Genomic DNA, 14,581 nt, shown 5'->3' on the forward strand with positions numbered 1-14,581 from the left:
ATCCCAATACCGGTCTGAAAATTGTCGCAACCGATAAACTCCGTGACGGATTACGTCGTGACTGGGGCTTTCCCGGCGGCACATGATGCTTCGGCGCACTGAGGGTTAAGGACACAAATTCATGCGGTATTCGGCACTCGCGATCATGCGGCAGGTTTTGAACGGGCACCGGGGCTGGACACCGGCTTGGCGTGATCCCGAGCCTCAATCAAGCTATGATTTCATCGTGATTGGCGGCGGCGGCCATGGCCTTGCGACGGCATATTATCTGGCCAAGGAACACAACGCCGCCAAGGTTGCCGTTTTGGAAAAAGGCTGGATCGGTGGCGGCAACGTCGGGCGCAATACAACGATCATTCGCGCCAATTACCTGTTGGATGGCAACCAGCCATTCTATGAGCTGTCGCTGAAACTGTGGGAAAATCTTGAACAGGACCTGAACTACAATGCGATGGTCAGTCAGCGCGGTATTCTGAACCTCTGTCATACGGACGCGCAGCGTGACGCGTATCGTCGTCGTGGCAACGCGATGATGTTCACCGGCTCTGGGGCCGAACTGCTGGATGCAGAGGGCGTTCGCGCGATGTATCCGTTCCTGAACTTTGACGATGCGCGCTTTCCGATCAAGGGCGGTCTGTTGCATCGCCGCGGTGGTACGGCGCGTCATGACGGTGTCGCTTGGGGCTATGCCCGTGCCGCGGATCAACGGGGGGTCGACATCATCCAGAATTGCGAAGTCACCGGGTTCCGCATCGAAAACGGAAAACTGCTGGGCGTTGAAACCACAAGGGGTTACATCGGCGCCAAGAAGGTGGGCGTGGCGGTTGCCGGGTCTTCCGGGCGCGTGATGGCACAGGCGGGGATGCGCCTGCCGATCGAAAGCCACGTGCTACAGGCCTTTGTGACCGAAGGGCTGAAACCGGTGCTTGACGGGGTGATCACGTATGGCGCCGGACATTTCTATGTCAGCCAATCGGACAAGGGCGGTCTGGTCTTTGGCGGCGATATCGACGGCTACAACACCTATGCACAACGCGGCAACCTGCCTGTGGTCGAGGACGTGGCCGAAGGTGGCATGTCCCTGATGCCGATGATCGGTCGCGCGCGCCTGCTGCGGATGTGGGGCGGCGTGATGGATATGTCGATGGATGGTTCGCCGTTCATTGATCACACCGGAATTGAAGGGCTCTATTTCAATGGTGGCTGGTGCTACGGCGGGTTCAAGGCAACGCCAGCATCTGGTTTTTGTTTCGCGCATCTGATGGCCACCGACCGACCGCATGACGTTGCATCTGCCTATCGTCTGGACCGGTTCAGAACCGGGCAGATGATTGACGAAAAAGGCGTGGGCGCACAGCCCAACCTGCACTGAGGAGGCCCGGACATGATCATCAATCATCCACTGCTTGGCCCGCGTGACGCGTCCGAATTCACCTATCTGGGCGACGCGAGTCTGATCAATCGGCCCGACTGGCAATCCGACACGGCCGCCGCCGAGTTTCACGACTATGTCTACCTGCGCGACAACCCGGCAGGAACCCACCGAGAGCTGTGGTTTCACGAGCAGGGCGACCGCTCGTGGCTGGTTGTGACACGCGACACGCTGACCCATGAAATTCTGGCTACAGAACTGGCGCGGGATGTAGCCCGCAAGACGGGACGGGGAAAATGACCCAGAACAATCGTTTGCAGGGCGGTCTGATCGACCGGTCCAAAAAGCTGCGTTTTACCTTCGATGGCAAATCCTACGAAGGCTATCAGGGTGATACGCTGGCCTCGGCGCTGCTGGCCAATGACGTGCGCCTGGTTGGCCGTTCGTTCAAATACCACCGTCCACGCGGTGTGCTGGCCTCGGGTTCGGAAGAGCCCAACGCGCTGGTCGAGCTGCGCACAGGCAACAGGCAGGAGCCCAACACAGGCGCGACCACGGTCGAACTGTTCGACGGGCTCGAGGCGACATCGCAGAACCGCTGGCCCTCTCTCGCCTTCGATGCGCTGTCGATCAATGATCGGCTCTCGCCCTTTTTGACGGCGGGTTTCTATTACAAGACCTTCATGTGGCCTAAGGCGTTCTGGGAAAAGCTATATGAGCCGATGATCCGCAAGGCGGCCGGTCTGGGCAGCCTGACGCAGGAGGCCGACCCGGATATCTACGACAAGGGCTATTTGCATTGCGATGTCCTGGTTATCGGCGCCGGTCCCTCCGGCCTGATCGCGGCGTTGACGGCGGCGCGGTCTGGCGCCCGGGTCATTCTGGCCGACGAAGACAGCCGGATGGGTGGGCGTTTGTTGTCTGACTGTGACCGGTTCGAGGGCATTTCGAATGCCGATTGGGTCGCGCAGACACTGGGAGAGCTGGCATCGATGGACAACGTGCGCCTTCTGACGCGCACCACCGTGTTCGGCGCCTATGATCACGGCATTCACGGCGCGCTTGAGCGGGTCTCGGATCACCTTGCGGTGCCCGAGGCGGGGAAACCACGCCAGATTCTGTGGCGCATCTACGCGAAGCACACGGTGCTTTGTGCCGGCTCTACCGAACGTCCGATTGCTTTCGAAAACAACGACCGACCGGGCATAATGCTGGCGGGCGCGATGCGGGCCTATGCAAACCGCTGGGCCGTGACACCGGGCCAGCGCGTGGCGATCTTCACCAACAATGACGAAGGACACCGCGCCGCACAGGATTTGATCAAAGCCGGGATCAATGTTGTTGCCGCGATCGACCCGCGCCACGATGCACCGCGCATTGCCGAATGTGAATTGCTGGCCGGGGCGCAGGTCACGAATACGCAGGGCCGTTTGGGGCTGAAATCGATCACCGTGCAGATGGCCGATGGTCAAACCCGCCCCATCGAAGTAAGCGGTCTGGGCGTTTCGGGTGGGTGGAATCCGAATGTGCAACTGACATGCCATCAGCGCGGCCGCCCGCAATGGTTCGAACCGCTTGCAGCCTTCATCCCACCTGCCGAACTGCCCAAGGGTATGAGTGTCGCCGGTGCCGCCGCTGGCAACCTGACCAGCCACGGGGCGATCGCCTCGGGCACCAATGCGGCACTTGCGGCGCTTGACGGGCTGGGGATCAGGGCCTGCCCGGTCGACCTGCCGAAAGCCGAGGATGATGAGATCCGCATCACCCCGTTGTGGCATGTGCCCGGCACAGGCCGCGCCTGGCTGGATTTCCAGAATGACGTGACCGTCAAGGATGTCAAACTGGCCGAACAGGAAGGCTTCCGCAGTGTCGAGCATCTGAAACGCTATACCACCCTTGGCATGGCAACCGATCAGGGCAAAACCGCGAACGTCGGCGCGCTGGCCGTGATGGCCGAGATCACCGGTAAGAGCATTCCAGAAACCGGCACGACCATCTTCCGGCCACCCTACACGCCCGTGGCGATGGGGGCCTGGGCCGGGCGCTCGGTCGGAAAAGAATTCAAACCCACGCGTCTGACGCCCAGCCATCAATGGGCCGAAGAACAGGGCGCGGTATTCGTCGAGGTGGGCCCCTGGCTGCGCGCGCAATGGTTCCCCAAGGCCGGTGAGACCCATTGGCGCGAATCCGTGGATCGCGAAGTTCTGGCCGTACGCAGCGGTGTCGGCGTCTGCGACGTGACCACGCTGGGCAAAATCGACGTGCAATGCGCGGATGCCGCGGAATTCCTCAACAAGATCTATTGCAACGGCTTTGCCAAACTGCCGGTGGGCAAAACCCGTTATGGCTTGATGCTGCGCGAAGACGGCATAGCCATGGATGACGGCACTGCCGCCCGCTTGGCCGAAGATCACTTTGTGGTCACCACCACAACCGCAAACGCGGTTGGTGTCTATCGCCACATGGAGTTCGTGCATCAATGCCTGTTTCCGGACATGGATGTGCAGATGATCTCGACCACCGACGCCTGGGCACAATATGCCATAGCGGGCCCGAAATCCCGTGAGTTGCTGCAAAGGGTCGTTGATGACGGCCATGACATCAGCAACGAAGGTTTTCCCTTTATGGCGTGTGGCGAGGTGACCATTGCCGGGGGGGTCCCGGCGCGGCTGTTCCGCATCTCGTTCTCGGGTGAGTTGGCCTATGAGCTGGCGGTTCCTACCCGGTACGGTGACGCGCTGATCCGACATCTGATGGCGCTTGGAGAGCCCTTTGGCGTAACGCCGTATGGCACCGAAGCGCTTGGCGTTCTGCGGATTGAAAAGGGCCATGCCACCGGAAACGAACTGAACGGAACCACCAGCGCCCACAATTTGGGCATGGGGCGCATGGTCTCAACCCAGAAAGACAGTATCGGTGCGACGCTTAGCGCACGCGAAGCTCTGACCGATCCGGATGGTCTGGCTTTGGTCGGCATTCAGCCGGTCAACAACGCCGATGCCGTGCTGGCCGGAGGCCATGTGTTCGACGAGGATGCGCCACACCTGCCGGAAAACGATCTGGGCTATGTCACATCGGCTGCCTATTCGCCGCACCTGTCCAGCAGCATCGGACTGGCCTTTGTAAAACGCGGGGCGCAGCGATTGGGCGACACCGTGCAGATTGTCAGCCCGGTGGATGACACCAACATCAAAGCGACGCTTGTCAGCGCGCATTTCGTTGACCCCGAAGGAGAACGGCTCCGTGCGTGATTTTGTTGCCAAGACCGCCATTGGCGGCAGTGAACCCAAACGGGACGTGGTCGGAACTCTGACCTTTCAGGAACGAGAGGATGTGGCACTGGCATCCGTCTCAGCCAGGCTGGGACACGAGGAAACCGTCAAAGCCAAACTTCAAACCGTTTGCGGAATCCCGGTGCCTGAGGCGGGGCGGTGGGAAAAGGGCGAAACCAGCAGCCTGCACTGGCTGGGCCCGGATCAGTACCTGTGCGAAGAAGCTTTTGCAGGCCCGTTGGAGTTGGCCAGGCGTATGGAAACCGAGCTGGTCGGCATGGCGTCGGTGACCGATCAGTCGGACGCGTTCACACGCATCGACATGAACGGGCAGGGTGCCACAGTCTTGCTGCAACGCCTGACCGTTCTGGATGTCGAGCAGATGCAGGCCGGAGCCTTCAACCGCACCGCAATCCATCATGTGGGGTGCCTGCTGCGCTGCAATGAGGCGAGAACGGATTTTTCGATCTACGCGCCACGCAGCTATGCGATTTCAGTTCACCACATGCTGATTGAGGTGGCCAGGGCCCTGTGAAGGACGGTGTCCTAAGGACAAAGCCGCGTGTCTGGCGCCGCGGCTTCGTTCCTTGCGCTCCTGAGCTGGCGGCAGACCGAATGCGCGCCGATAGTTGCTTGAAAACGAACTGGCGCTGTCATACCCGACCGAAAGCGCGATTTCCTGCAAAGGCTGATCGGTGTAAAGCAGCTTCTGCCGCGCCGCATCCAGTCGCAGTCTGCGATAGTACCCTCCGGGGCTGATCCCGGTTTCCTTCTTGAAATGCCGCTCCAATTGCCGGATGGACATGCCAACGCGTTTCGAAACCTGCTCGATCGAGATCTTGTTTTCGATGTTGTTTGCAAACAACTCGATGGCCCGCCGCACCGGGCGCGGCAGGGCATTGCGGGTCTGATTTTTGCTGTAGCCCGGCAAAACCTGCAACGTATCCGCATCACGCAAAGTCGCGTATTGGAACCAGCAGGCCGTTTCGACGGCAACCGCATCGGACACCTCATCCGAAATCACGCCCAGCATGAATTCAAAAACCGCTGAAGTCCCGGCAAAGGACATTCGGTTGCGATCTATCGTATAGAGCGTGTCGCACAGGTTCACCCTGTCGAATTGTTCCTTCAAAGCAGCGGTATAGCAGAAATGCGCGCTACAGCTGTAACCATCGAAGAACTTTTCTTCCGCCAGCGCAAAAAGTGAACCGCTGACCGAACCGATCCGCGCGCCACGGGACAAAAGCCGTCGCAGCGCTCCGCCCGAAGCCTTGCGATCCTTCAACCGGGCTGAGGCCCCGGCAAAGACCAGCACGACGTCGGTTTCCTCCACGTCGGACAATGCCTTGTCAGGGTTGATGCTGAGGCGTGAGCTGGACATGATCTGTTGTCCATCTTCCGAAACGACAGTCCAGCCAAGACCATCGCTGCGGCTGATCTCATTGGCCACGCGCAGCGGGTCGATGGCCATGGACAGGGCAGCAAGCGGGAAATCTTCGAGGCACAGAAAGGTAAAATGGGTCATGCTTTGTCTCTTTGCCAGCACGATACCCCAACTACACCGATTTCGTCAGAACACCAAACGATGGGCGCGGCCGCGCTCGTATAGTTTTCGGTTCAACTCATCCGCTTCGGGCGCGCCGTATTCCAGCGCGAACACAAACGCATGTGTAAGGTAAAAACAAGCAGCGTCGAGATCCTGGTTTTGCTCGGCCCGGTCGGCTGCCTCGTGGTACAGCCGGATCAGCGCAGGCACATCATTATCCGCGTGAGCCTGCAACAGGTGCTTGTCGAGTTCTTGCAGATCCAAGGTCAGCCTCTTACCGGAAACGCGAAGTGTGTTGGCCTGTACGCAATCATACGCTTTCTACCTTTTTGCGCCTGAAACCTGATTTCCCAGCGCCGTCAACGATGCGGACCGGACCTTGATGAACCCATCACACGCATCCGCACGCGTCTTTGCGCAATCTTGGAACATCGCCTGCATCTGCGATGTTCCTGATTGCAAATGACCGCGCAGGATACATCCGTGGCGCCCTCAGCCCATGATCCGGCCGGAAAGCCGCCTATGCCTCGGCACGGGCTTGTTCGATCTGAGTGGCCACCCAGTGGTGGAAACAATGCGTTGGGCCATCCATCGCGGGCGAGAAACGGCCGCCGTCGAATTTGACACCGTGACGGCCTTTCTGCATGCCCTCGACCACGAACACATCCTCTTCGAAAACGGTTTTCCAAAGCTGCGCGTTCTTTGCGCGCAACGCTTCGTGCTCGGGTGCGTCTTCCGGTTTTTTGGCGTAGTACAGCTCGATCCTTTCGTTTGACCGTTCATGCGTGATCGGATCGATGATGAAGGCAAATCCATGGTCGCGTTGAACACCCAGCAAGGTGTTCGGGTACACGACGATGTATTCCGCCCCTTCGTTCCACTTTTCGCTCAGATTCTGGAAGTCATCCAGTTTTTCGCCGTTCTGACCTTCGAACTGGCGATAGACATAGGTGCCCTGACCCGAATACTTGCCCAGTTCATTGATGTTGTAGTGGTCTTCCAGGCGCGAATAGCTGTTGAGACCCGGGTGAACCCAGGGCAGGTGATAGCTTTCGCAGAAATTCTCGACCGCCAGTTTCCAGTTCGACTTCAGCTCGAGCCGGACAGACGCGCCGGCACCGCCATGATACATGGGCTGTTCAAAATCTTTCCAGCGTTCCATCAGCTCGCCATGAACCTCTTCGAACTCCGGGGCGTTTCCATCCACATTCACGAAGACAACATCGCGCCAGACATAGGAACGTATGCGGATCAGGCCCAGTTCGGCAAAGTCCAGATCTTCATGCGTGTTCTGTCCGGGGCCTCCGACATGCGGCGCCGTGCGCAGCTCGCCATTCAGGCCGTAACACCAGCTGTGATAGGGGCAACGGATCGCGCCGCGGATTTTCTGCGGCTTGTCGACCAAGATCATTCCGCGATGGCGGCAGGTGTTCTGGAAAACGCCGATCTGTCCGTCACGGTCGCGCACCATCAGAAGCGGCACACCGAGGAAGTCGATCGGAAAGGCATCTCCCGCTTCGGGAATGTCTTTGCCAAAACCGATGCCCGACCAGTTCGCGAACAGGACCGCCTCCCGCTCCTCGGCGAAGACATCGGGATCGATATAATGCTCGTTCGGCAGGCCCTTGGCGGTGTTTACCGGGGTCAGAACAGACGAAAGCGCTGAATGCTTGTTCATCGGTTGCTCCTGAGTAATTCGGAATGTGTTGAACGTTACCCCCATTGGCCGGTCGAGCCGGCCGCATTCAATATCAAAAAACCTCATGGCCGATTGAGGCAGACTAAACCGAACCCTCGGACAACTCATCCAACAACCAGTTTTTCAGCGCCAGGGCACCTTCTGTCAGTTGGTCGTCCGGGCGACCGACGAGGTAAAAATTGTTCGGGGCAGGGAGGCTGAATTCTTCCAGCGCAACAAGTTTTCCTGATGTCAGCATGGGCTGGATCAAGCGTTTCCACCCCAATGCAAGCCCGGCCCCTTTCCGGGCCAACTGCAACACCAACGCATAGCTGTTTACGCGCGACTGCACCGGTACAACTCCGGTATATCCGAGGTCGTGAAACCAAGACGGCCAAGTGGTCCAGGTGTTGTCCTGCGTTTCAAGGTGGATCAGGCGACGTTCGACCAGGTCTTCAAGGCTTGCCCCCTTCAGTTCCAGGGCCATCTCGGGGCTACAGACCGGCGTCAGAGTATCACGGTACAGTTTAGTATGGTTCAGCTGCGAGTTCACGTCACGACCGTAACGGATGAAAAAGTCGATATCCGGTCTGTCCGAGAATGGCTTGTCTTGCGCCATCTGGTTCACTTTTACGTGCGGGTAGTCTTGCCAGAACCGGATGACCGACGGAGAAAGCCACAACGCAGCCACAGCGGTAGTGGACCCGACCGTCACCGGATTTTCTGAATCACCGCTGCGAATCTTTTCAAGCACCTTCGATATCTGCCGGAACGACGAACCGAGCACTTCAAACAGGTCCTGGCCATCCTCGGTCAGTTCCACGCCTCTGTGCTTTCTGACGAACAGCGCCGAACCCAGTTCACTTTCCAGCGCTTTTATCTGATGGCTGACAGCACCCGGTGTCACCGACAGTTCGCCGGCCGCTTCTTTGAAGCTGAGATGCCGCGCGGCGGCCTCGAAGGCCGACAAAGTTGTGAGAGGTGGAAGATTATAGTGGCGTCGTGACATGGTTGCTGCGTTGTTCAAAAGGTAGAGGTGAGCTACATTCATCCGAATGTGAGAAATTTTGCAATTGAAATCTATGTTTTTTCCTGCTGTTTGCGATCGGGTACAGGACCAAAGTCGACCGAGAACGAACAGGATGTGTGATGGATACACAAGTTGCCCGCCTCGTGCGCAAAACACGGCTGAGCCCGGACACGTCCGATTTTTGCTTTGAAATCGAAAACGGCCGCTTCACAAGCCTTCAACCCGGCGCACATGTAGATATCTATCTGGCCGACGATCTGGTGCGGCAGTATTCACTGTGGAGCTGGAGTCAGGACGGCCGTGTAATCAATGTCGCCGTCAAACGCGAAGATGAAGGGCGTGGCGGCTCGGTGGCCATGCACGCGCTTCAAGAAGGGGCGATGGTCGAAATCGGCGGGCCGCGGAATCACTTCAAACTCGAAAACCACGATCGGCACGTCACGTTGATCGCAGGCGGCATCGGGGCGACTCCGCTGGTTGCAATGGCGCGGGAACTGATGAATCGCGGGCAGGATTTTCGGGTCTACTACCTTGTAAGATCAAGAGAATTTGCAGCGATGGACGCGCAGTTCAAGGCCCTTGGGCTGGAGGAATGGTATCATTTGCATTGCGATGACACAGACGGCAGGTTTGATCTGGCATCGGTCATGCAATCGATGCCCGTCGGTGCGGATGTGTATACTTGCGGACCTGAACCGATGCTGAATGCTGTTCTGGAAGCAGGTGCATCCTTGCGTGGCGGGGCAATCCATTTTGAACGATTTGCACCCGCCTCTGACATCGACCACGACCCAAACGCGGAATTTCAGATCGAAATTCAGTCAACCGGCGCGGTCTACCCGGTCGGAAAGGAGGAAACCATTCTCGAAGTATTGCAGAACAACGGCGTGCAGGTCGATTTCGGCTGCTCTGAAGGGTTGTGCGGGTCATGCATTGTTGACGTAGTGTCAGGGCAGGTCGATCACCGCGACGGAATACTCACACCGCAAGAGCAGGAAAGCCACGAATTCCTGTGCACCTGCGTTTCGCGGGCCAAGTCCGATAAACTGGTCCTGAAGCTGTGAAGGACGCAGTGGTCACAACAAATCATGTCGTCGCATTGTTCTCGCTAACATCGCAATCGAGTGAATTCGGTGGTCGCTTCATGTGATCGAAGTGTCGGATTCTCAGGTTAGAACATCTCACCCTTGCTATAGGTTTTTCGAAACTGGAAACCCAATAACCACTTAAGATGCTGCGACGACATTCAACCACAGGCTGACTTATCACCGGGATCGGTGGTGACAGCAGGCAGCGAGCAATCGGGAGGAAATTTGCAGTAAGAGACGTAATGGGAGCAAGCGTTGTTACTGCAAGCCCAAGTTTGGGCTGAACACAACTCAACATCGGTTCGTGCATCGTGCATGATTGTCCACGTCGTGCAACGCGATGTTTTCCAGCATTTTTTCAGAAGAACAAAGAACGACACACTCGAGGAGGAACGTGCGATATGTCGATACCCGAACCTTTCACGGACGTTGAAATAGAAACGGCTGATTCCGGATTCTATGAAAACTACAGCGTCCCAATTGCCCTGATCAGCAAAGCCATCATGGTCGGGCTGGTGCTGTGGGCCCTGGTTTTCCCAGCGAATGCAAACAGCACATTGGGCAGCCTGAACAGCCAGTTGCTGGAAGTCTTCAACAGCTTCTACATCGTCATTGTCGGTTTTTTCTTCTTTTTCCTTGCCGTTGTTGCGATCATTCCGTCCACGGGTCGTAGGATCATGGGAACGCCGGGGGAAAAGCCCGAGTTTTCGAACTTCTCATGGTTCTCCATGATGTTTGGTGCCGGTCTTGGTGTGGGGCTCATGGTTTTCGCCACAGCAGAACCGCTGGGCCTTTGGGGGTCTAACCCTGTGGTTTTGTCGGGTGAAGTTGCAGGAAATGACCCTGAATCTGTTCAATCGGCTTATCGTTTCACTTTCCTGCACTACGGCTTTCACGCCTGGGCGATCTATGTGGTAACCGGCCTGTCCCTGGCCTACTACGCCTATACACGCGACATGCCTCTGACGATCCGCTCTGCGCTGACACCGTTGTTTGGCCGTTTCGTCAACGGCTTTTTCGGCCACGTGGTTGACGTTTTGGGCGTTGTCGCAACGATCCTCGGCGTGTCCGTAACCATCGGCTATGGCGTCAGCCAGTTCATCGACGGCCTTTATGCCATCACCGGCATGCAGTGGATCATGGATCTGGGCGGCGAGGTGCCGACCCCCAGCAAGGTCGGTCTGATTTCAGGCTTGGTCGTTATCATGGGCCTGTCGATCATTTCGGCGGTTTCCGGTGTCGGCCGGGGTGTCAAGTACCTGTCCAACCTGAATCTGGTGCTGTCGATCATCCTGCTGGGCACTTTCGTGGTCTTCGGTTCGTTTGTCTTTGCCATGACCACTTATGGCACTGCGATGATCGACTACATCCTGCACTTCCTGTCGCTCAGCTTCAATGCCTATGGCCCGCTGTCGGCCGAAGCATTCGCAGCGGCTCTGCCGGCCGAGGCGCAAGCACATGCCGCAGATCTGATGGGTGGGGCGACCAATGCCTGGGGTAGCTTCGACGGCTTCAAAAGCGGTCTGGAAGGTGCAGCGGCCGAGTTGGACGAAGCAACCTTGGCCGCGGCCTACGCTGCGGGTGAGCAAGGTCGTCAGTTTGGCTGGCAGGCAGGCTGGACCACCTTCTACTGGGCGTGGTGGATCGCATTCTCGCCCTTCGTGGGGCTTTTCCTGGCGCGCATCTCCAAGGGTCGGACCGTCCGCGAGTTCATCTTGGGCTGCGTGTTCGCGCCTGCGCTGGTGTGCTTTGCCTGGATGACCGTTCTGGGCGGCACAGCGATCGATCTGGAACTGGCAGGCGCGGCAGAAGGTGCGATCATCGGCGCATCGAACACCAACAAGCTGTTCACGACATTGTCCTTCATGATCGATGGTGGGCTGCTGTCCATGCTGAACGTCATGTGCGTGATCCTGATCATGACCTTCCTGGTAACCTCGGCGGACTCGGGTATTCTGGTGATGAACACCATCATGTCGGGTGGTAGCCAGGAAACCGGTATCAAGCACCGCATCATCTGGGGTGTGATCCTGACGGCAGTGATCGGCGCGCTGATCCTGGCGGCGGGTGAAAACAACCCTATGGATGCGCTGCGCAATGCCATGATCATCGGTGCGCTTCCGTTCACCATGGTGATGGGCCTGATGTGCGTATCGCTGGCCAAGGCGCTGTTCCGCGACAGTCAGCGTGACAAGCACTCTGCCAACAGCGCGCAGGCAGCCGAGTAAGGCGTAGGCACAAGAAAAAACCTGGTCAGGCCGCCCTAACTGGGCGGCCTGTTCTTTTTCGGCAAAGCGTCGCCTTTGACGTGAAAACCCCCAATATCACCCCGGGGCTAATGCCGTAATGAACGGCGAACCAGGTCTGCCCCCTATCGACTGGCCGAATACCCCGTACTTCCGCCACCTCTGGCTGCTGAGGTGACAGTTTGCGCACCGGACCGGCGAGGGCCGCATCACCTGTCACGGTCGATTTCCTTGCGGCTGCAACTTTGGATGCAGGACTGCCTTAGGGCCGCGGGCAGGGACTTGGAACTTTCGTCGAATGTCCCGGCGAAGGGTGGAAAGTTAGTCTTTCGATCATGCGCGTACTCACAGGCATTCTGATGCTGCTTTTCGGCGGCCTGGTGATTTTGGTTGAACCTGTGTCGCGCGATGATATCGAATCCGACATCCGCGCGCCGTTCGCATTGGGGGCGGCGTTGTACGAAAACGGCGTCTACAGTCTGCTGAACTCCGGCGGGGCCGATGCAGGCTATGTCTTTGAATCGAAACCCTTGGCGCCATTGCCCGGTTTTTCAGGCGCACCAATCAACATGTTGATCGTGCTGGATCTTGAAGGGAGTTTTCTTGACGTGCAGTTGATTGAACATAACGAACCGATCTTTGTTTTAGGGCTCGGAGAGCCCCTTTCCACAAATTCTTCGAGCAATACAGGGGCCTTTCGATCTCGGATTCCATCGTTGTCGGAACCCCGTACGGCGATGCAGCAACCGGGTCGTCATTGGTCTATCTGGACGGGGTTACAAAAGCGACGGCAAGTTGTGCGGATCGTGCATGAAACGGTCATGGGCGCTGCTTTGACAGTCGCGCGGGAGAAAATGCAGGGATTGGCAACCGCGCCGCCTGCATTTCCGGATCCCGATTATCAAGAAGAACTCAACTGGCAGGATCTGATCGATCAGGGCATCGCCACATGCAAGGTCTACACGAATGCGCAAGCTGACGCTCTGTTCAATGGCACCCTTTGGGAAGATGACGATCCCGAGCCGCAGTACAGTCCCGACGACCCTTATCTGGATCTTTGGGTCGTGGATGTGGGCCCAAAAGCCTCCGCTCGCGCTGCCTTGACCACGGACAGTTATGAAGAGGTGCAGCGCTTCATGGAAATTTCGGACAATGACGAGCCGATCCTTGTGATCGAAACGGTGCGCCATGGTCCGGTCAGCGAAGACTTTGTACGCAATACCACGCCGGACTGGATTTCGGCCGAGCAGAGCGGATTGCCGGTCGCTCTGCGTGATGCCGATCTGCTGGTCGAGTTGGCGGATAACATGCCAGATGGCGTTGCCATGATCCTGCGCACCGACCGGCGCCTGGGGTTCGAACCTTCCCGAGAATGGGTGTTGAAGGTTCTTGCAGTTCGCGAACATGGCATGTTCCAGCCTGAAACAGGATCCGTCACTTTGGATGTTGCACATATCTCACCTGAAAGGTTCTTTGATCGACCAGAACAGATTGTTCCGGCACCGCCCTGGCTTGAAGCGCTGCGAAATCGCCAGTTGGATCTGGTTTTCCTGGGTGTGTTTCTGGCTGCGCTGTTGGCCGTTTAGGCCCTGCGAATGAATGCCCTTGCGGCGCGACCATTGTTCACTCCCGTACGTCTTGGCGTTCTTGCCCTTGTCACAGTTTTCGTGGGTTGGTGGGGGCAAGGGCAGCTATGGATCGTCACGGTCTTGGGGGCATTGCGTACGGCATTGGACGGCGGCAGTTTTGCCTTCCTGCTCTATGATCCGTTCTCGTTGCTGATCTGGGCCGTGACCCTTGCGGGTTTGATTGCTTGGGGCAGGGGATTGTTCTGCGGATGGCTCTGCCCTTTCGGTGCCCTTCGGGAATTCGCACATCATCTGGGCAAAGCCCTTCGTATCCCTCAGGTTGAACCGTCAAAAAAATGGGCAACCGTCTGAAATGGTTGAAATACGCGGTACTGACGGCCTTGCTTGCGTTGTCTTTGCCGCACCTGATCAGGTCGACAAAACGGCAGAGGTTGAGCCCTTCAAAACAGCGATCACGACCTTCTTTTTTCGCGAATGGTATTATGTCGCCTACGCCATCTTCTGGCTGGTTCTGGGAATGGCGGTGTTCAAGGGCTTTTGCCGATATGCCTGCCCCTTGTGCGCGTTCCTTGCGATCGGTGGGTTGCTTCGGGGCCGCGACTGTATCGAACGCCGCGCCGAATGCGGGTCACCCTGTCAGCTACGCAAGGTCAAATGCAAATTTGGCGCGATCACGCAAGCCGGGTAATTTCAGTATGATGAGTGTTTTCAGTATCTCGACTGCGTCGCCATATATAACGACCGCAACCGCTGCGTTCCC

13 protein-coding genes are annotated in these 14,581 nt (G+C 57.7%); 9 read left to right on the forward strand and 4 right to left on the reverse strand.

What is annotated here, in order from left to right:
* Positions 1-121: 121 nt before the first annotated feature.
* Genes ACR3E6_RS20135 through ACR3E6_RS20150 form a run of 4 tightly spaced genes read left to right on the forward strand, consistent with a single transcriptional unit; the run spans position 122 to position 5,179 of the window.
* Positions 122-1,372, forward strand: coding sequence for a sarcosine oxidase subunit beta family protein (locus ACR3E6_RS20135; protein ID WP_171723708.1), 1,251 nt, complete (start codon positions 122-124; stop codon positions 1,370-1,372).
* A 12-nt stretch (positions 1,373-1,384) separates the two neighbouring features.
* Positions 1,385-1,672 (forward strand): sarcosine oxidase subunit delta, encoded by a 288-nt coding sequence (locus ACR3E6_RS20140; protein ID WP_152460339.1) that lies wholly within the window; start codon positions 1,385-1,387, stop codon positions 1,670-1,672.
* A complete protein-coding gene (locus tag ACR3E6_RS20145) occupies positions 1,669-4,623 on the forward strand; it encodes a sarcosine oxidase subunit alpha family protein (protein WP_480488999.1) in 2,955 nt (984 codons plus the stop codon). Before ACR3E6_RS20140 ends, ACR3E6_RS20145 begins: the two co-directional genes overlap by 4 nt.
* The gene (locus ACR3E6_RS20150; protein ID WP_480489001.1) at positions 4,616-5,179 is read left to right on the forward strand and encodes a sarcosine oxidase subunit gamma; all 564 of its coding nucleotides are present in this window, start codon (positions 4,616-4,618) and stop codon (positions 5,177-5,179) included. Before ACR3E6_RS20145 ends, ACR3E6_RS20150 begins: the two co-directional genes overlap by 8 nt.
* Here the strand turns inward: ACR3E6_RS20150 and ACR3E6_RS20155 are convergent.
* From ACR3E6_RS20155 to ACR3E6_RS20170, 4 genes are all read right to left on the reverse strand, one after another.
* Entirely contained in the window at positions 5,138-6,169 is a 1,032-nt protein-coding gene (locus tag ACR3E6_RS20155; protein ID WP_480489003.1) for a GlxA family transcriptional regulator, read from the reverse strand. The genes ACR3E6_RS20150 and ACR3E6_RS20155 overlap by 42 nt on opposite strands.
* A gap of 45 nt (positions 6,170-6,214) precedes the next feature.
* Positions 6,215-6,454 carry a hypothetical protein gene (locus tag ACR3E6_RS20160; RefSeq protein WP_171119331.1) on the reverse strand — a complete coding sequence of 80 codons (240 nt, stop codon included), beginning with the start codon at positions 6,452-6,454 and terminating at the stop codon, positions 6,215-6,217.
* A 256-nt stretch (positions 6,455-6,710) separates the two neighbouring features.
* Positions 6,711-7,868 carry an aromatic ring-hydroxylating oxygenase subunit alpha gene (locus ACR3E6_RS20165; protein ID WP_480489005.1) on the reverse strand — a complete coding sequence of 386 codons (1,158 nt, stop codon included), beginning with the start codon at positions 7,866-7,868 and terminating at the stop codon, positions 6,711-6,713.
* Positions 7,869-7,971: 103 nt separating this feature from the next.
* Positions 7,972-8,919 (reverse strand): LysR substrate-binding domain-containing protein, encoded by a 948-nt coding sequence (locus ACR3E6_RS20170; protein ID WP_480489007.1) that lies wholly within the window; start codon positions 8,917-8,919, stop codon positions 7,972-7,974.
* Between the two features lie 98 nt (positions 8,920-9,017).
* On the opposite strand from ACR3E6_RS20170, the gene ACR3E6_RS20175 reads away from it, so the two are divergent.
* The 5 genes from ACR3E6_RS20175 to ACR3E6_RS20195 all read left to right on the forward strand — a co-directional run bounded on the left by ACR3E6_RS20175 (position 9,018) and on the right by ACR3E6_RS20195 (position 14,509).
* Complete coding sequence (locus tag ACR3E6_RS20175; RefSeq protein ID WP_480489009.1) at positions 9,018-9,962, forward strand: PDR/VanB family oxidoreductase; 945 nt, start codon at positions 9,018-9,020, stop codon at positions 9,960-9,962.
* A 425-nt stretch (positions 9,963-10,387) separates the two neighbouring features.
* The gene (locus ACR3E6_RS20180) at positions 10,388-12,214 is read left to right on the forward strand and encodes a BCCT family transporter (RefSeq protein ID WP_171723715.1); all 1,827 of its coding nucleotides are present in this window, start codon (positions 10,388-10,390) and stop codon (positions 12,212-12,214) included.
* A gap of 353 nt (positions 12,215-12,567) precedes the next feature.
* Positions 12,568-13,818 (forward strand): hypothetical protein, encoded by a 1,251-nt coding sequence (locus ACR3E6_RS20185; protein ID WP_480489011.1) that lies wholly within the window; start codon positions 12,568-12,570, stop codon positions 13,816-13,818.
* A gap of 9 nt (positions 13,819-13,827) precedes the next feature.
* Positions 13,828-14,172, forward strand: a complete 345-nt coding sequence (locus ACR3E6_RS20190) for a 4Fe-4S binding protein (protein WP_480489013.1) — start codon at positions 13,828-13,830, stop codon at positions 14,170-14,172.
* Between the two features lies 1 nt (position 14,173).
* Complete coding sequence (locus tag ACR3E6_RS20195) at positions 14,174-14,509, forward strand: hypothetical protein (RefSeq protein WP_480489015.1); 336 nt, start codon at positions 14,174-14,176, stop codon at positions 14,507-14,509.
* The last annotated feature ends 72 nt before the right edge of the window (positions 14,510-14,581 follow it).

The organism is Ruegeria sp. AL3 (genome assembly GCF_056536065.1).